This is a genomic window from Limisphaera ngatamarikiensis, assembly GCF_011044775.1.
Classification (GTDB): domain Bacteria; phylum Verrucomicrobiota; class Verrucomicrobiia; order Limisphaerales; family Limisphaeraceae; genus Limisphaera; species Limisphaera ngatamarikiensis.
The window spans coordinates 105,236-121,746 of record NZ_JAAKYA010000053.1 but is presented as its reverse complement, the minus strand read 5'-3'; the positions used below and the strand labels follow the sequence as shown (position 1 = coordinate 121,746).

Below are 16,511 nucleotides of genomic sequence, written 5' to 3'. Positions count from 1 at the left end.
CGGATCCTCTCAAGCTTTTTTGGTTCAAAATCGGGGCTTGCATTGGCGGGCGGGTGCGATAAAGTATTGGCGGTTGTTCGAGGAAGCGAGCGTAGCTCAGCCTGGTAGAGCGTCACCTTGCCAAGGTGAATGTCGAGGGTTCGAATCCCTTCGCTCGCTCCAATTTTTTTGTCCCGATCCAGCTCCATGAAGGCCGTGGTGCATTGCGGAAGGTTTTTCCCGGGCGGTTCCACAGCGGCGCGACTTCTGGCGGGGTTCGGCCCGGGGATGGTGCTGTGCCTGGCCGGGTTGACCGGCTTGGTGGCCGCGGAAGGATCGGGTCCGGTCGGCAGTCCGGCAGACCGGTTGCCACCGCATATCCGGCAACTGACGTGGTTTGGGGAGCGGGCCGACTGGTCGCATGACGGTCGGCGGATCCTTTTTCTTTCGAAGACGTTCGGGGACGCGATGGAGCTGGATCTTGCGACCGGACGGATTCGCAACCTGACGGCGCATTATCCGCACCACGGTTACACGCGGGCGTTGTATCTGGCGAATGGGGACATCCTGTTGTCGGGGCCGGAGACATTCGATCCGCGCCGGCCGGGCGAGGCGCGGGTGCAGTGTTGGTTGTACGTGTTGAATCCGCGGGTGGAAGCGCCGCCGGTACCGTTGGGCACCAAGTGCAGCGAGGGGCCGGCGGTTTCGCGGCGTCGGCTACATCTGGCATGGACGCATGTGGCGGCGCAGTATCCGGAGGAGATGCCGGCCGGCACGTCACGGATTTGGGAGGCGGACCTGGTGTACGAGGGGGGCCGACCGCGGCTGGCCAATCGGCGGTTGGTGTTGGACAGTCGGGCTCTGCCGTTTCGGTGCACGCTGGAGACGCAGAACTTCCGGCCGCCGGATGAGAAGGAACTGATTTTCAGTGCGTACGGTTACCAGGGCACGGAAGTGTGCGGTGTGAATCTGGAGACGGGGGTAGTGACCAACTACTCGCAGGCGCCGGACCAGTACGACGAGCCGGAGGGGATTTTCCCGGATGGCACGGCCACGTTGGTGGAATGTGACCGGCAGAACCGTTTGGGGCCCGGCGCAGTGGACTTGTGGCGTTTGGAACTGGACGGTTCGGGTCGGTATGAGCGTCTGACGTTCTTCAGCGATTTCCCCGGGTACAAGGCTTCCAATCCGGTGGTGAGCGATGATGGCCGGTACATTGCGTTTCAACTGGCGCGGTCGAAGGATGCGGCGGGTGTTGGGCACGGCATTTTCCTGTTTGATCTTCGGGCGTGGGCGGCGGAGCGGGCCGGCACGGTCTCCGGGTCCCGGTAGCGGTGGGCGAACGGGCGGCCGGGCTCGAGCGGGTTGTGGGCCGGTTGGTTTGGGTGGGGGGACGTCCGGACTGCCGGGAGTGGTGCGGGCCGGCTTGCGGGCTAGTTGGTGGCCGGGGCGAGCACGCGGATGGGTGCGATGCGGAAGACGGCGCCGCGCGGTTCGTTGGGCCGGTATTCGATGTCCCAGCCGTGTGCCAGGACGATCTGCCGGACCACGGCCAGGCCGAGGCCGGACCCTTTGGGGTGGGTGGTGAAGTAGGGTTTGAAGATGTCGTTGCGGTGTTCGGGGGGCACACCCGGTCCGTCGTCGCGGACTTCGAGGGCGATTTGAGCCGGGCCGAGTCGGACGGTGGTCACTTCGATCCGGCCGCCCACGTCGACGGCTTGGATGGCGTTGAGCAGGAGGTTGAAGAGCGCCTGGCGCAGGAGGGGTTCGTCGGCCTCGATGGTGGGCAGGTTGGGGTCGGCGTGCCACTGGATCTGTTTGTCTTCGAGGTCATGGGCCAGGGTGCGACGCAGTTCGTCCACCACCCGGCCCAGTGCGACGGCGGTGCGTCGGACCTCGCGGGGTCGCGAGTAATGGATGAACTCGTTGAGCTGCGCGGTGACGCGATCGGCCTCTTCCATGATCTGGCGGGCGCGGGCCCGGGAGGGTTCGGGAATGGCGTTGTCCTGGGCCAGCATCTGGGCGGTGGTGCGGATGATGTTGAGGGGGTTTTTGGTTTCATGGGCGAGGCCGGCGGCGACGAGGCTCATTTCCTGGAGCTGACGGTTGACTGCGGCGGCCCGGGCCAGGCGGACTTCCAGGTCGGCGGATCGGAGCAGGCTGCGCCAGGCGAGGGCGAAGGCCAGGGTGGTGAGGGTGACGAAAAAAGCGATGACACCGCGCTGCCAGAGGTCCTGTCGGCACCGCTGGGTCATTGCGTCGGTGGAGAGCATGATGACGAAGCTGTGGAGGCCCTGACGCTGGATGGCTTCCTGGTATTCCTGCTCGCTCATCCAGAAGGGTCGGCCGAAGGGAGGTCGGCGATCCCTGGGCCGGCGTCCGTGGAAGGCGTCCTCGTCGCGGTTCTCCGGTCGGATTTCGCGTTCGGGCGGTCGCGGTGCGGGTTGGCCGGTCGGTGCGGCCGTGCCCGGGGGTGGGGTCCCCGGTGGACGGTCGGTGTCGGGCGGGGGAGGTCGTTCGCGGCCGAAGGGTGGCAGTTCCTCCCGGGGGAGGACGAGGGTGGGTCGTTGCGGTTCGGGTTCGGCGGTCAGTTCGGTGCCGAGGTCCACCAGGTTCATCAACGCGACGAAGTTGGGGCCCCAGTGCTGGCCGGTGGGGACCAGGCCGCGCAGGTGGACGTCGATGGGTGCGCCGGCCGAGGCGACCACCTCGCCCGCGGCGTTGAGCATGGCCACGCCCATTAATTCATCCGGTTTGACCAGTTCCTGGAGGGTGGATTCGAGTCTGTCCTTGGGGATGATGCCGAAGCGGCGCTGGGATCGGAGGACGACGCCCAGGGTGGTGGAGATGTCCTGGGCCCTGCGGATGAGGGCCTGACGTGCGTTGTGCCGGACGCGGAGGTGCTCGGCCCATTGCCAGGCGATGAGGGCTGCCCAGACCAGGGCCAGCAGCGCGTAGACCCACCGACTTTGCCGGGCCGGTTGCATGGTGTGGGCGTTTGCGGGGCTTTCAGTGCGGTCCGGGACCGTCCGATTTCATCGGCAGGGTGTCCAGGAACCGGTAGATTTCGGGTTCATTGAATGCCCTGGGCAAGGTTTCCGAGTTCATGCGCTCGCGGTCGGACACCTGAACCAGGTCCTGCGGGTACTTCACGATGTAGGGTGTGAGGAAGATGAGCAGTTCGGTTTTGGCATCGTTTTCCACGCGGCGTTTGAAGGCGTTGCCCAGCAGGGGGATGTCGCCGAGGACGGGCACCTTGCTCTGGGTGGCCATTTTGCTTTTTTGCATGAGGCCGCCGATGACGACGGTGTGGCCATCGGGGACGACCACGACGGTGTCGGCGGACCGGATGTTGATCACGGGGGCGGCTGCGGCGGCGTTGGTGCCGCTGGCGATGGCCACGCTTTGTTCGGACAGGGCGGAAATCTCGGGCGAAATGATCATTTCGACCATGTCATCCGAGGTGATGAAGGGGGTGACGCGCAGGATGATGCCGACGTTTTCGTAGGTGATGGAGTTGATCTGGTTGCCGAAGTTGTCGTAGCGGGTGGCGGTGATGAGGGGGACCTGTTGTCCGATGACGATGGTGGCCTGCTGATTGTTGCGCGCCAGGATGGTGGGCCGGGAGAGGACTTCGAGTTTGCCGTTTTCGGCGATGGCGCGGAGGGTGACCTCCCAGTCGGACCCCAACAGGCCGAAGTTGAAGGCGCCGCTGGTGGGTCCGCCGGTGAGGGCGCGGAAGGCCTGGTCGACGGTCATGGTGGTGTTGCGGCCGATGTTGCGGTTGCGACTGCCCTGGATGCCGAAGTCCAGGCCGTCCCGGTAGGTGGCCTCCAGGAAGGTGACCTTGATGAGGACCTGCGGTTTGGGCCGGTCCAGGTTGGAGATGACCTGGCTGATGGCCTCGGCGGTTTCGTCGTCGGTCACGACGATCAACCTGCGGCTTTCGAGGTCGGCGGTGACCATGGCTTCTCCGACGGAGGTGGGGCTGGGGTAGCCGCCGGTGCCGGTGCGCAGGCCGGCGCCCGTGGTGCGGGTGGTGGCCCGGGGCTGGGCCTGGCCCCACAGTTGCCAGGTCATGGCTGCGATCATGACGGCCGTCAGGAGACGAAGGGTCCGGTTGTGTTGCGTCATGGTCTGTTTCCCCATACGGCTTTCCCTCAGATTTCCCTCAGATTGACGGTTTCAGCGAATTCCTTGTCCGCGCACGGCGCCGCTGCCCTGGAATCCGAAGCCCTGGTTGAAGTTTTGTTGGTTGATCATTTGCTCCTGGCGGGCCTCCAGGGCGGTTCGGTCCTGGGTGGTGGAGGTGCGGCGGGTGTTCTGGCCTTCGAAGAGCTCGCGCAGCACTTCCTGGGCGCGGGTCGGTTCGGCGTTGCGCAGTTCGTAGACGAAGACCTTTTGTTTGCGGGCCGGGTTGCTGTCGAGCTGTTCGATCATGGCGGCGATTTGGGGCATCAACTGGCGCGAGGCGGTGACCACCACGGAGCTGGTGCGGAGGTCGGCCACCGCGATGACCCGGCTTTGTTTGAGGACCCGTTCACTGGGGGTGTTGCCGTTGTTTCTCTGGAGGCCCGGTCCGGCGAAACCGCCGAAGGGACCCGGGCCGAAGAACCGCCGCTGGCCGGTGCCGGTGTTCTGCCGGGTCTCGTCCGGGAAGAGACTGGTGATGAGATCGGCCATTTCCTGCGGGTCGGAATGCCGCAGGGGGAAGACCCGGATTTCGGTGAGGTCCTCCACGTCCACGTCCACGGCGGCGACGAGTTGTTCGATGGTGGGCATGAGGTCCTCGGGTGCGCTGACGACGAGGGAGTTGCTGCGTTCATCGGCGGTGGCGACGACGCGGCTGGCGCCGGGTCGGCCTTCGTTGGAGGCCCCGCCTTCGCCGTCCCCGCCGGGGCCGCGTCCGCCGCGCATGAAGGCGAAGAAACGGGCGCGCGGGTCCAATCCGCGGGCGGTGGAGGTGTCATCGGCGAACACCTCGCGCAGGACGTTGGCCACGGTTTTGGCGTCGGCGTAGCGGAGGGCGAAGACTTTCACGACGGAGAGCGCCGAGACGCTGGTGTCGAGGGCTTTGATGATCTCGACCAGGCGGCGAATGTTGGCCTGGGTGTCGGTGACCACGAGGGCGTTGCCGCCCTCGTTGGCGGCCAGGGTGGCGGTTTGCGGGATCAACGGGGCGAGGTCGCGGCTGAGCTGGACCGCGTTGATGAAGCGGATGGGGATGATCTGGGTGACGATCTGATCATCTTTGGGGATGGCTTCGGGGTCGGAGCCGCGTCGGACCGGGATGTCGCGTTTTCGGGCCTCCTCGCGGGTGACCACGGTGAGGGTTCGACCGTCGCGGAGCACGGCGTAGCCGTTGCGGGCGAGGGCGCGATTGAGCACGTCAATGGCCTCGTCCTTGGTCAGGGGCTGGTTGCTCCAGACGTCCACGCGCCCCTTCACGTCCACCTCGGGGACGATGATGAACCCGGCGGCTTCGCTCAGGTAGTTGAGCACCAGTTCCAAGGGTGCGTTGCGGAAGTTCAGGCGCAGGCCGCGCTCGCCCTCGGCGACCACGTGGGTGGGCGGTGGCGAGACCTCCATGGGCGGTTGTGCCGCCCCGGCCGCCGGCGGTGCGGCGTTGGTGCTTTCCGCCGGTGCCGCTTCGGGGGGCGGGTTGGCCGGAGGGGACTCCGGTACCGTTGGGGTCTCCGGTCGAACCGGGGCCGCCGTTGTGTTTGTGGTTGTGACCGGCTGGCCATGGAGTGGGCCGGCCAGCAGCACGGCAGTCATTGCAAGGATGGGGATGAGCGTTTTCATTGTTCCTCTCTGGCTCGACGTTCCATCAATCGGCGCAACACTTCGTCGGCAGGGCCGCCGGATCCGGATGATCCGGCGGATGCCGCACCCGAACTGAAAGTTGGACCGGACCGATCCGTGTTCCCGCCGCCCGGGCCGGCTGCCAGCGGCAGGCCCACCGCGTCGGCCACCTGCCATGGGCCTTCTTCCTCCCGACGCAGGGCACGGCCGACGGGCAGTTCCCAACGCTGGTCTTCCCGGACAAGATACACCTTGTCGAAGCGAATTTCCTGCACGGTGAGGCCGGCCACCTGTTGACCGGGCCGGACGGCGCGGCGGAATTCGGAGTCGGATCCGTCGAAGAAGGCGATGCGGTCGGATCCGTTTTCCAGCACACCGACGAGGGCCAGGGTATCGACGCGGGCGGGCCGGCGCACGGGCCGCACCGGGGCCGGGCGGGCACCGGAGCGGGTGGCGTTGAAGATGTTACGATCCACAATGATGCGGAAGGCGCTCAGGTCGGCGGGGCCGGAACGGCCCGGGACATTCCCTGCGGGTGGCGGGGTTGGCTCGGTGGCGGGGGTTTGGTTGCGGGGTGCGGCCGGCTCGGTATTGGTGCCGGTCTGGGAGGTTGGTTGCTGGGCCGGCAATGCGACGGCCCAGTGGAGCAGGGCCAACGCCAGCACGAGTTGAAGGATCCGGCGCCGCACCCGAGGTGCGGGGCCGGCCCCGGCGGGGCCGGCCGGGCTCATGTCGGGCACAGGGACGAAGGGGTTGGGATGGATCCCGTTCATCGCGGATTGGTTCTTTGTACGGTGTTGGAGACCAGGGCACTGACCTGCAGACCCATGGCCAGTTGGCTGCCGGTATCATCCCGGGCGGTCAGTTCCAACACGTCCACTTTCACGGCCAGGGGATCGCGTTCCAGTTCGTACAGCAGGCGGGTCAGGGCGGCGAGGCTACCGGCTGCGTCGACGCGGCATTCCAGTGTGGTCCAGTCCCCTGCCCCCAGGCGCCATTGGGGGCGGACGGAGGTGACGGTGACCTGGCTGACCGCGGCCCAGCGTTCAATGGCGCCCAAAAGGCGTGCCTCGGCCTGGGAGGGCTCGGCCGGCAGGAGGTTGGTGAGCATGCTCTGCCAGCGCGCCCGCAATCCGGGCTCGCGGTCCAGCAGCAGGCGGCCCTCGTTCACCCGCGCCCGCAACTGAACGATTCGTTCCGAACGTTCCTTCCACGCCCTGGTCAATGGCGTGATCACGAAGCGGTCGGCCACGAGCAAAGCGACCGCGGCTGCGGCAGCCAGGGCGAGGTATTGCTGGCGTTGCGTGAGGTTCATGATCCGGTTCCCTCCCCCCACTGCAGGTTGAAGGTGAATTGCATGGGGGCGTTCCCCCGCATTTGTTCGACCTGGACGTTTCGGACCTCGGGGAAGGCGCGCAACCGGTCCAGGGCCCGGAGCAGCGCGGCCTGATCCCGGGCCGTGCCGGTGCACACGACGCGGCCGTTGTCCCGGATTTCCACGGTTTTGGCCGAGACGCTCCCCTCTTCGGGGAAGGCCTCGGTGAGTCGTTTGAGCACGGTGAGACTGCGGAACGATTCGTCGAACCAGGGGCGGTACTGTCGGATGCGGCTCTGGATGGTCTCCAGCTCGCGGACGCGCGCTTCCATCCGTTGCCAGTGGCTGCCCCAGTACCAGAGCTGGACCTGCTGGACCAGGAAGGCGGTGCCGATGAGACCGAACAACCCGCCCAGGACGAGCCCGGCCGTGGCCAGCCGACGGGAGGCCAGGCGGGTGCGCAACCGTTGCCAGGCCGTGGTTCGCGGCGGGAGGAATTCAAACAGGGCCGGTTGCCCGGCCAGGGTCCGGGCCGCCAGCGCGACGGCGACCGAGGGGGTGAGGCCTTCCGGCACCTGGAGGCCCCAGAGCTGCCGGGGCATGGACCGCTCCTGGTCGACTTGAAATCCTCGCGGGCCGAGGTAGCCCGCGAGTTTTTCGGCCAGTTCGGTGGCGGTTTCCGTCCGTCCCCATACCCGCAGACGTTGCACGCGTGTCTGGAGCTCGGGCGGGAGTTGGTTCAGACTGAGCCGGATCTCGCGCCAGAGCTCCTCCGTGACCAGGGTGCGTGTGGGGCCTTCCCATTCGAACACGCCCTCGACCGTGCGCAGAATCAGCAGGGCCCCACCGGCGCAGATTTGCATTTGAATGCGGTCGCCGACCGGCCGGAGCGCGATCCAGCCCGATTCCGCGTCGGTGGTCGCGGGGTCGAGGGCGCACAGGCCGGGCGCGACGCTGCACAGTCGCAGCTGGGCCGCCTGCAGGGCGGCTTCGTACCGTTCGGCGCGTTCCCGGCTGATGGCCAGGACCATCCCGTGCCAGCCTCCTCCGGTCACGGGAAACCGTGCGGTGGCCACCCGCAATTCGTCCAGTGCGTGGGGGAAGGTTCGTTCCGCCTCCAACAACATGAGGCTTTCCTGGTCTTCCGGGGGAAGGTCCGGCAGGGGCAGGGCCAGCGCCAGAACGTGTTCCAGCGGCAGATCCAGCACGCACAAGCGGGTGCGGATGCCGGCCGCGTCCAGATGCTGCCGTAGTTCGCGGCCGACCAGTTCCGGTTCGGCGGTCAGGGGATCGAGGGCCAGTGACGTGCGTGTGGTCTGGGTGACGGCCAGGGTACCGTTGGTGCGTTCGACCACGGCGGCCTCGAGTTGACCGCCTTCCAACGAAAGGCCGACCAGCCGGCGCGGTGTTCCGCGCCGGGCTTCCCACCAAGTGGCCCAATCGGTGGGCCACGCCCGCCCGTACCGTGTCCAAAACCGGTTCCAAGTGGTCTTCATGGCATGATTCCCCACGAACGCGCCGCGTCGGTGCGGGCCCGGCTTTCCCGCATTTGGTCGAGCTCCTGTCGGATTCGGGTCCCCAACGCCCAGCCCAGGTGAGTGAGGTCCTGTCGGAACCGCACCACCGGGACACCGTCGTTGGCGTCGAAGACCATGCGCACGCGCCGGTAACCGCGGTCCTGACGGCCCAGGGCGACCACGTCGGCGCTGTAGACCGAGCTGCGTGCGGTCAACCATGGGCCGGCCTGGAGGGCGCGTTCCTGTCCCAGCACTTCGACCACCCAGGCCAGGGACGCCCGCGGATTTTGGCGGCTGAGGCGGTAGGCCACCAGGGCCGCGGCGCCGTCGGTGTCGATCCCCGGGATGCATGCCAGCACCGGTTCCGGTGCGGTGTTGACGTTGACCAGGCCTTCGACGACGCCGTTGGTGGTGGTCAGCCAGGGATAGACCTGGTCGAACTCTTCGGCCGTCATTCCGCTGCGCACGTAGAATTCCATGAGGTTGGTGAAGAGGACCGGGGCACCACCGCCGCCGGGTCCGGCCGGTCCGCCCGGGCCGGGGCCGAGGCTGATGCGGCTGAGGATTTGGTTGGCCCGTTCGGCGCCGAACTGGCTCTGGAGGAGCTGGGCCAGGGACTGGGTGTCGTTGACGTTGGTTCGGTTGAGGCCGGATTCGCGGCTGAAGACCGTGACGTATTCCCAGAGGCCGGGTTGCAACCGTCCGTCGCGGTTGTCGCGCGGGGGGGTCGTGTCGCCGTCATTCTCGTTCGGATCCAGGATGCCGTTCAGGTTGGCGTCCTCGCCGTACAACAGCTCCAGGGTGACGCCGTAGACCATGCGCAATTCTTCCACGGTTTCGAAGGGGGCGTTTTTGCAGCGGTAGGGCGGGTTCAACCGGAGGTACACCTGATCCTCGGCGCCGTTGACCTCCGGTTCGCTGTCGGAGTCGCGCCAGTCCACGATGGCAGCGGCCACCTCCGGGTAGAGTACCAGATTGGTGAGCCGCTCCAGCATTTCGCGGGTGGCGGTGTTGAGGTTCAATTTGGAGGCTTCGTCCACGAGGCCGAAGGCGGGCGTATCGCCCCAGTAGGTTGCGTCGCTCCGGCCCAGCAACCAGAACCGCGCCTCGCCCACCGGGACATCCTCGCAGTCCTGGGGGAACAGGTCGGGGGGCCACCCGGGCATCTCCACCCGGGCCAGCAGGTTGCTGACGTGCAGCATCGCCCCCTGAATCGCCAGTTCGGCCTGGATCCCCGCCACCCGCTGATCCGCGGCGCGCAATTCCAGGCCCATGCTGGCGGCAAAATAGAGCGCCAACGCGACCAGGCCGAACGCCACCCACAGCACGATGATCAGCACCGATCCGCGCCGTGGCGACTGCCAGAGTTCACGTGGCTCACGGATGCTCATGCGCCCTGGCCCTCCGTGGCGGTGACGTTGTTGGTAACCGGTCGGACCCAGACCGGCACCACCAGTTCCAGCGGTTGGGGTTCCACCCGCGTGGTTGGTTCCGGCAGCCGTGCGATGCGGACCCGGATGGCCAGGGGCAGCACCTGCGGCTGCACGGTGGAGTCCCAGGTGGAGACCCACCGGGATCCGTCGAAGAACTCGAAGCGCACGTCCTCCACGCGGTCCATCAAAAACTCCAGCTCCGGCGGTTCCGGGTTCGGGGCCAGGAGATTGCGGGTGACCGCCCGAACCAGTTCCATGCCCTGGGACCGGTTGGTGGGGCTCATCAGGCCGTAGGCCACCTTTTGCACGTTGCCCCAGGGCTGGAAGGCGTCCACGATACCGCTGGCGGTGTAGAAGTCAGGGCTCAGCCGACGCGCCCCCAAGCCCACCAGCAGGTCCACACTCGCGTTGGTACCCTGCGGATCGCTTTGCAACGGTCCGAAGAACACCCCGCCGGGCGGCACCAGGTTCTGCAAATCACGACGCAGCCGTGCCATGGTGAATTCCACGGGACCGGCCGCGTCCACGGAGCCGGCGGTTCGGTTGCGCAACTGGATGGCGCCGTAAAACACCCCGTGCATTGCCAGCAACACGACGGCGAACACCGCCACGGCAATGAGCAGCTCCAGCAGGGTGAACGCGCGGGCCTGCGCGTTCCGGGGCCGGCCGGCCGTGGGGTGCCGGTGGTCGGGCTGCCTGCATGGGAGCGTCGGCTTCATTGGCTTGCGTCCACGAGCGTGGCGAGGTACAGCGCGTACTCCTCCCCCTGCACGGGGAACACCACGCGCACGGTCAAAAGTCGCAACGGCGCCTGCTGCCACGAATCCACCCGGGCGTCCCAGCGGTACACGTCCGTGCCCTCGGCGGCTTCCCCGCTCTGGGAACCGCGCCGCCATTGGCCCGTGGCCACCAGTTCGTTGAGCACCCGCTCCCCCACACGCGCGGCCGCGGCCCGGCGCACTCCCATTTGAGCCGCCCGGGTGGCGACCTGCAGCCCTTCCACGGCCACCGGGATCACGATGGCCATGAACACCAGCGCGGCCAGCACCTCGGCCAGCGTGAAACCGGCGTGCGGCCTGCGGGTGCGCTCACCGTTGGGTGCCCGGAACTTCATACGTCTCCAACTCGTAAGCCAATCGGTTGCGATCCCGCCGAATCACGGCCACGGTCTCGCTAGTTTCGGTCTCCTGGATGAACCGGATGCGTTCGGGGCTTGTGGGGCCCGGCAGTCCGTCCGGGGTGAACCGCAGCACGTAGCGGTTCGGTTGCGTTTGACCTTCGAGGCCCCGGAACACCTGCACCCAGGCGGCCGCCCGGCTGTCCGAAGGTCCCTGCGGCCGCGCGGTTGACTCCACCTCCACCCGGACGCTCGGGTCCAATTCGTACTCGACCGCGCGCGGGTCGGTTTCCTCCCAGGTCCATTCCGCCCGCAGACCGTAGCGACGCGATTCGGTGTCGAGCCACAGCACCATGGGTGTGCCCTCGGCCACCGCACGGCTCTGCGCGTATCGTGTCAGCGCCAGAAACCGCAGGGCCTCCTCCTCCACCTTGCGGCCCTGGAAAAACCGGGAGAGCGAGGGCACCGCCACCGCCAGCACGGTCGCCAACACCGCCATGACCAGGATCAGCTCGATCAGGGTGAAGCCGCCCGCGGCAACCGGGCCGGTGGCGTGCCCTGGTTTGCGGGGTCGTGGCGAGGGGATGCGACATGTGAGCGGTCGTGGTCTCATCCGTGTGTTCACCGGCGTTGGGTGCCGGTGTCCCAGTTGGTGATGTCGTCCTCGGTCCCGGCGCGTCCGTCGGGCCCCATGGACATCAGGTCATAACCGCTGGGGTTGTGACGGCCGGGGCATTCGTAGATGTACGGGTTGCCCCACGGGTCGAGCGGGATCTCGGTGGCCCGGAGGTAGGGTCCCTTCCAGTTGGGGGCATCGCGCGGCTGGATGATGAGGTCTTTCAACCCGTCGCTGCCCTTGGGATAGTAACCGTTGTCCACTTCGAATGCGTCCAGGGCCGTGGCGAACGTGGCCAGCTGCGTGCGCGCGGCGGTGATGCGGGCCTGCTCGGTCCGACCCGCAAACTTCGGCAACACAATCGCCGCCAGGGTGCCCAGAATCACCAGCACCAACAGCAGTTCCACCAGGGTGAACCCGGCCCGGACCGACCGGACCGCGCGCGTTTCCATCCGTTTCGTTTTCATGGTTTCTCAACTCCGTGCCATCCGTTCACCGGATGTAGTCCTGCAGGCTGAAGATGGGCAGGACCATCCCGATGAAAATGATTCCGATGAAACCGGCGATGAAGAACAGCATCAGCGGTTCGGCCATGGAAACCGCCAGCTTCAGTTGCCGGTCCAGATCCGCCTCGGTCGTATTCGCAATCCGTGTCAGTTCCTGATCCAACCGGCCGCTCTCCTCGGCCACGGTGATCATCTCCAGGACCGACCCGGGGAACAGCATGGGACAATCCCGGAGGCTGTTGCCCAGACCCTGACCCTCTTTGACCCGGTCGATGGAACCCGCCACCGCATCCACCAGGATCTGGTTGCCCAGGGATCGCCGCGCCACCTGCAGCCCCTGAATCAACGGCACGCCCGCCGCCAGCAACGTGCCCAGCATCCGGCAAAACCGTGCCATGGCGTACTGGGCCACCAGCCGGCCCAGCACGGGTACCTTCAGAATGAACCCCTCCCACATCCGCCGTCCCGCCGGCGACACCAGCCACTGCCGCAGCATTACGCCCGTGACCACCCCCACGCCCAGCACCAGCACACCGTAGGAGCGCACGACATCGCTGACGGCCACGATCGCCCGCGTCAGTGCCGGCAACTGCCCGCCAAACCCTGCAAACAAGGTGGTGAACCTGGGAATGAAATACACCAGCAGAAACACCAGCACGCCCAGGGCCAGCAGCAACAGGATCGCCGGATACAGCAGGGCCGACATCAACCGGGCCCGCATTTCCTTTTCGCGGGACTGGAAGTCTGCAATCTGGGCCAGGACCAGGTCGAGAAACCCGCCCGTTTCACCCGCCTCGACCATGGCCACGTACACGCGCGGGAACACGTCGGGCAGTTGGGCCATGGCATCGGCCAGAGACATGCCGTCCACCACGCGGTCGTGGATCTCCTTCCATTTCTCGCGTGCGGCCGGGTGCGCCGTTTCCTTCTGGAGGATCACCAGGGCCCGGCTCAACGGCACGCCGGCGGCCAGCAGACTCGACAACAACCGGGTGAAATTCTCGAGCGCGCGGGCGCTCACCTTGCGCGACCGGCTCCAGGGCAGCCGCCATGAGGCGGGCCGGGCGGCGGACGCGGCCGCTGCCGGTTCGGGTCGGCTGTGACCGTTGCCCTTCGAGCGGAGCTGCGCCCTGCCGTTGGTCCCGTCGGTCTGTTGGACCAGGCGGATCGGTCGCAATCCGCGGCTTTCGATCTGGTGAAAGGCCTCCTGGCGACCGCCGGCCTCCAGTTCGCCCTCCACCACGCGGCCATCCGCCTGCAACGCCTTGTACTGAAATCGTGCCATGCGTCCGGTGTCACGGGGCGGCGGCGCCCAGGCGCTCGGCCACGGTCTCGTCGATGCCCAGCAGGCTCTGGTCCTTGGTCACCCGCAGTACCTCTTCCGGAGTGGTGATCCCCATGCGCACCAGTCGCCAGCCGTCCTCGGCCAGGGTCCGCATGCCCGCCTTGCGCGCCGCCGCCCGAATCTCGTCGGCCGAACACCGTTTCAACACCATGGACCGGATCTCCGGCGTGGCGTCCATCCATTCAAAGATGGCGTGTCGGCCGAAATAGCCGGTTTGACGGCATTCCCGGCAACCCACGGCCCGGTACACCAGGGTGTCTTCGGGCCAGCCCAGTTGTGCCTTGAAGGCGCGGGTGGGGGCGGAATCGTCCGGTTGTTTGCAGTGCGGGCAGAGCACACGGACCAACCGTTGCGCCAGCACCGCCTCCAACGACGATGCCACCAGGTAGGGTTCCACCCCCATGTCCACCAGCCGGGTGACCGCCCCGGGCGCGTCATTGGTGTGCAACGTGGAGAACACCAGGTGCCCGGTCAACGACGCCTGCACGGCGATCTGGGCCGTCTCGGTATCCCGGATCTCCCCCACCAGGATCACGTCCGGGTCGTGGCGCAGAATGGAGCGCAACCCGCGGGCGAAGGTCAGTCCGGCCTTTTCGGAGACCTGGATCTGGTTGACGCCCTTGAGCTGGTATTCCACCGGGTCTTCGATGGTGATGATCTTGCGCGAGGTGTCGTTGATCTCCTGCAGGGCGGTGTACAGGGTGGTGGTTTTGCCGCTGCCGGTCGGCCCCGTCACCAGAATGATCCCGTGCGGCAGGCCGAGCACGCGCCGGAAACAGCGCAGTTCACGCTCGGCCATGCCCAACTCCTCCATGCCGCGCAGGGTGGCGCTCTGCCGCAACAGCCGCATCACCACGGCCTCCCCGTGCAACATGGGGATGACCGAGACGCGAATGTCCACCTCGGCGTTGTCCACCCGGATCTTGATGCGTCCGTCCTGGGGGAGACGCTTTTCCGCGATGTTGAGGTGGCTGAGGATTTTTACGCGCGACACGATGGCCGGTTGAAAGCGTTTGACCTGTGCCGGTACGGGAATCTCCTGCAGCACACCGTCGATCCGGTACCGGATCCGGAATTCGTCCTCGAACGGTTCCAGGTGCACGTCGGACGCCCGCAGCTCGATGGCATCGCGGAGCACCTGGTTGACGAACCGGATGATCGAGGCGTCCTCGGCCGCAACGTCCAGGTTGGTCTCCTCCTCACCCTCCTCCTCCACCACCTGGAACGGCGCCTCTTCCTCCAGCGTGTCAATGGTGTCGGCCCCCACCCCCAGCCGCTTTTTCATCTCGCGCTGGATGGCTTCGGTGGGGGCCAGCACCGGCCGCAAACGCAGGCCGGTCATCACCCGCAACGTGTCCAGCGCCTGCGTGGCCAGGACCCGGCTGGTGGCCACTTCCACAAATCCGTTGACCCGGCGCAAGGGCAGCAGCTCCTCCCGCAACAACACCCGCGCCGGAAACAGCGACAACACCTCCTTGTCCGCCTCCACCTCCTCCAGCGTGGTATAGCCCAGGCCGTACTCCCGCGCCAGCCACCGCAACACGTCCTCCTCGGAACGGACCGGCGGGACCTGCCCGGCCTCGATCTGCCGGAGCAACGTCCGTGCGTCGGCCAGCGACAATTGCCGCCGTGCCAGCATCCGGTCCAGCAATTCGTGACCGACCGGGCCGGTTCCCGCCGATGCTGTTGGCTCCGCCGTCATGCGTCCCGCCGATCCGTCCGGGGAGGTTGTCGCTTCAACCCGAACCTTCACGCGTCAGTCGAGCCAGCCGTTGGCCACGGCAATGGCCTCCTGACGCACGGTCAAGACCTTCCGCAGGTCCTCCTGGGCCTTGCGCAGGGCTTCCTCCCTGGCCTTGCGCGCCTCTCGATACCTGGCCAGGGCCGCTTTCAGCTCCGACGCGGACGCTTTTGATTCAATCGCCCTGTTCAAGGCCTCCAGCTCGGGGCTGGGCTGGCCAAAGGCAGGACCCCGACCCGGGCCACCCTGCTGTCCCTGCCCGCCCGGACCGCCACCGCGGCGAGGTCCGGCGACAAAGCCCCGGCCGCCCATCAGGTCCCGCCGCGCTTCAAACACCCTGTTCACCAGCGGCTCGATCGCCCGCCACTCGCTGTCGTTGGTGATCTCCAATTCCTCCCGCACCCGTTCCATCATCCGCTGACGGAACTGTTCGGGATCGAAGTTTCGGGGGCCACGATCCTGCGCCACTGCAGGGGCCGCCGCGCCCAACAGACCGGCCGCCAGGCCGGCCACCATCATCATTCGCACGATTCGTTTCATGGTCCTCACACCGCTCTGTTCTGGTTTTCTGACAACCCACACCCGGGTTGGTTCGGTCAAATCCGCGGTATCCGGCACCCCGAGGTGTCGGCCGCGACTTGCACCCCGACATAAAGCCGGTTCCGTGCCAGCTGTCAGCGGGCCCAAAAAACCGGCTTTCACTCCCACCGGGCGCGCAACGGTTGCACACCTCCCCCCTCCCGCTGCGCAAAGATTGCGCACCCCGGGCACGGTCACGGCCCCGCACAACCTGTTAAAGCCGGCGAAGTCCCGGCTCATCCGACCCACAACTTTGCGACCCGTGGAAACGCACTGCTGTCTCCTGCCAATCTCCGACCCACCCGGACAACCGCCGATGCGGGCCGCGACTCACCAACCGTCGGCGATCCCCCGCCCGCGCCGCAAGAAAGATCCCCAGCCCCTGCGAGGATCCTTCCGGGCAGGAGCCGGTAACCGTCCCTGGCCGGAGCCGAGAATCCCGGCCCGCACTCGGACAAACCGGCCTGGATGAGCTGCCTCCGACCGCCGGGCCGCAGCAGCGCGCTCTCTCCGGCTGGAGACTCGTCCCTTCCACGGCACACCCGGCTTCCCGGTTCA

15 protein-coding genes and 1 tRNA gene are annotated in these 16,511 nt (G+C 67.0%); 2 read left to right on the top strand and 14 right to left on the bottom strand.

What is annotated here, in order from left to right; all coding sequences use genetic code 11:
- The first annotated feature begins 85 nt into the window (after nt 1–85).
- Both G4L39_RS08420 and G4L39_RS08415 read left to right on the top strand, forming a co-directional pair.
- A tRNA-Gly gene (locus G4L39_RS08420) sits at nt 86–162 on the top strand.
- Between the two features lie 24 nt (nt 163–186).
- Entirely contained in the window at nt 187–1,311 is a 1,125-nt protein-coding gene (locus tag G4L39_RS08415) for a TolB-like translocation protein (protein ID WP_165107427.1), read from the top strand.
- A 101-nt stretch (nt 1,312–1,412) separates the two neighbouring features.
- Here G4L39_RS08415 and G4L39_RS08410 read toward each other — a convergent pair whose 3' ends face one another.
- The 14 genes from G4L39_RS08410 to G4L39_RS08345 are packed head-to-tail and all read right to left on the bottom strand — an operon-like array spanning nt 1,413 to nt 15,914.
- Nucleotides 1,413–2,966, bottom strand: coding sequence for a sensor histidine kinase (locus G4L39_RS08410; RefSeq protein WP_165107425.1), 1,554 nt, complete (start codon nt 2,964–2,966; stop codon nt 1,413–1,415).
- Between the two features lie 22 nt (nt 2,967–2,988).
- Nucleotides 2,989–4,113, bottom strand: a complete 1,125-nt coding sequence (locus tag G4L39_RS08405; protein WP_165107423.1) for a type II secretion system protein GspD — start codon at nt 4,111–4,113, stop codon at nt 2,989–2,991.
- A 51-nt stretch (nt 4,114–4,164) separates the two neighbouring features.
- Entirely contained in the window at nt 4,165–5,784 is a 1,620-nt protein-coding gene (locus G4L39_RS08400) for a secretin N-terminal domain-containing protein (RefSeq protein WP_165107421.1), read from the bottom strand.
- Nucleotides 5,781–6,557 carry a hypothetical protein gene (locus G4L39_RS08395; protein ID WP_165107419.1) on the bottom strand — a complete coding sequence of 259 codons (777 nt, stop codon included), beginning with the start codon at nt 6,555–6,557 and terminating at the stop codon, nt 5,781–5,783. The genes G4L39_RS08400 and G4L39_RS08395 overlap by 4 nt, the downstream gene beginning before the upstream one ends.
- Entirely contained in the window at nt 6,554–7,099 is a 546-nt protein-coding gene (locus G4L39_RS08390) for a GspMb/PilO family protein (RefSeq protein WP_165107417.1), read from the bottom strand. The genes G4L39_RS08395 and G4L39_RS08390 overlap by 4 nt, the downstream gene beginning before the upstream one ends.
- Complete coding sequence (locus tag G4L39_RS08385) at nt 7,096–8,595, bottom strand: type IV pilus biogenesis protein PilM (protein ID WP_165107415.1); 1,500 nt, start codon at nt 8,593–8,595, stop codon at nt 7,096–7,098. The genes G4L39_RS08390 and G4L39_RS08385 overlap by 4 nt, the downstream gene beginning before the upstream one ends.
- Nucleotides 8,592–10,007: a type II secretion system minor pseudopilin gene (locus G4L39_RS08380; protein WP_165107414.1), complete on the bottom strand. Its 1,416-nt coding sequence runs from the start codon at nt 10,005–10,007 to the stop codon at nt 8,592–8,594. Before G4L39_RS08380 ends, G4L39_RS08385 begins: the two co-directional genes overlap by 4 nt.
- A complete protein-coding gene (locus tag G4L39_RS08375; protein WP_165107412.1) occupies nt 10,004–10,768 on the bottom strand; it encodes a type II secretion system protein GspJ in 765 nt (254 codons plus the stop codon). Before G4L39_RS08375 ends, G4L39_RS08380 begins: the two co-directional genes overlap by 4 nt.
- Complete coding sequence (locus G4L39_RS08370) at nt 10,765–11,163, bottom strand: type II secretion system protein (RefSeq protein WP_165107411.1); 399 nt, start codon at nt 11,161–11,163, stop codon at nt 10,765–10,767. The genes G4L39_RS08375 and G4L39_RS08370 overlap by 4 nt, the downstream gene beginning before the upstream one ends.
- Nucleotides 11,138–11,779, bottom strand: coding sequence for a pilus assembly FimT family protein (locus G4L39_RS08365; protein WP_165107409.1), 642 nt, complete (start codon nt 11,777–11,779; stop codon nt 11,138–11,140). Before G4L39_RS08365 ends, G4L39_RS08370 begins: the two co-directional genes overlap by 26 nt.
- An 8-nt stretch (nt 11,780–11,787) precedes the next feature.
- Nucleotides 11,788–12,249: a type II secretion system major pseudopilin GspG gene (gene gspG / locus G4L39_RS08360; protein WP_205880878.1), complete on the bottom strand. Its 462-nt coding sequence runs from the start codon at nt 12,247–12,249 to the stop codon at nt 11,788–11,790.
- Between the two features lie 25 nt (nt 12,250–12,274).
- Complete coding sequence (locus G4L39_RS08355) at nt 12,275–13,573, bottom strand: type II secretion system F family protein (protein ID WP_165107408.1); 1,299 nt, start codon at nt 13,571–13,573, stop codon at nt 12,275–12,277.
- Nucleotides 13,574–13,583: 10 nt separating this feature from the next.
- Complete coding sequence (locus tag G4L39_RS08350; protein WP_165107406.1) at nt 13,584–15,335, bottom strand: GspE/PulE family protein; 1,752 nt, start codon at nt 15,333–15,335, stop codon at nt 13,584–13,586.
- Between the two features lie 54 nt (nt 15,336–15,389).
- Entirely contained in the window at nt 15,390–15,914 is a 525-nt protein-coding gene (locus tag G4L39_RS08345; protein ID WP_165107405.1) for a hypothetical protein, read from the bottom strand.
- Nucleotides 15,915–16,511: the final 597 nt, after the last annotated feature.

Bases quoted from the DNA above. Each gene is read 5' to 3' on its own strand.
- G4L39_RS08355 (WP_165107408.1), bottom strand. From the start codon at position 13,573: ATGGCACGATTTCAGTACAAGGCGTTGCAGGCGGATGGCCGCGTGGTG.
- G4L39_RS08375 (WP_165107412.1), bottom strand. From the start codon at position 10,768: ATGAAGCCGACGCTCCCATGCAGGCAGCCCGACCACCGGCACCCCACG.
- G4L39_RS08385 (WP_165107415.1), bottom strand. From the start codon at position 8,595: ATGAAGACCACTTGGAACCGGTTTTGGACACGGTACGGGCGGGCGTGG.
- G4L39_RS08365 (WP_165107409.1), bottom strand. From the start codon at position 11,779: ATGAGACCACGACCGCTCACATGTCGCATCCCCTCGCCACGACCCCGC.
- gspG (WP_205880878.1), bottom strand. From the start codon at position 12,249: ATGAAAACGAAACGGATGGAAACGCGCGCGGTCCGGTCGGTCCGGGCC.
- G4L39_RS08395 (WP_165107419.1), bottom strand. From the start codon at position 6,557: ATGAACGGGATCCATCCCAACCCCTTCGTCCCTGTGCCCGACATGAGC.
- G4L39_RS08370 (WP_165107411.1), bottom strand. From the start codon at position 11,163: ATGAAGTTCCGGGCACCCAACGGTGAGCGCACCCGCAGGCCGCACGCC.
- G4L39_RS08405 (WP_165107423.1), bottom strand. From the start codon at position 4,113: ATGACGCAACACAACCGGACCCTTCGTCTCCTGACGGCCGTCATGATC.
- G4L39_RS08415 (WP_165107427.1), top strand. From the start codon at position 187: ATGAAGGCCGTGGTGCATTGCGGAAGGTTTTTCCCGGGCGGTTCCACA.
- G4L39_RS08390 (WP_165107417.1), bottom strand. From the start codon at position 7,099: ATGAACCTCACGCAACGCCAGCAATACCTCGCCCTGGCTGCCGCAGCC.
- G4L39_RS08410 (WP_165107425.1), bottom strand. From the start codon at position 2,966: ATGCAACCGGCCCGGCAAAGTCGGTGGGTCTACGCGCTGCTGGCCCTG.
- G4L39_RS08400 (WP_165107421.1), bottom strand. From the start codon at position 5,784: ATGAAAACGCTCATCCCCATCCTTGCAATGACTGCCGTGCTGCTGGCC.
- G4L39_RS08345 (WP_165107405.1), bottom strand. From the start codon at position 15,914: ATGAAACGAATCGTGCGAATGATGATGGTGGCCGGCCTGGCGGCCGGT.
- G4L39_RS08350 (WP_165107406.1), bottom strand. From the start codon at position 15,335: ATGACGGCGGAGCCAACAGCATCGGCGGGAACCGGCCCGGTCGGTCAC.
- G4L39_RS08380 (WP_165107414.1), bottom strand. From the start codon at position 10,007: ATGAGCATCCGTGAGCCACGTGAACTCTGGCAGTCGCCACGGCGCGGA.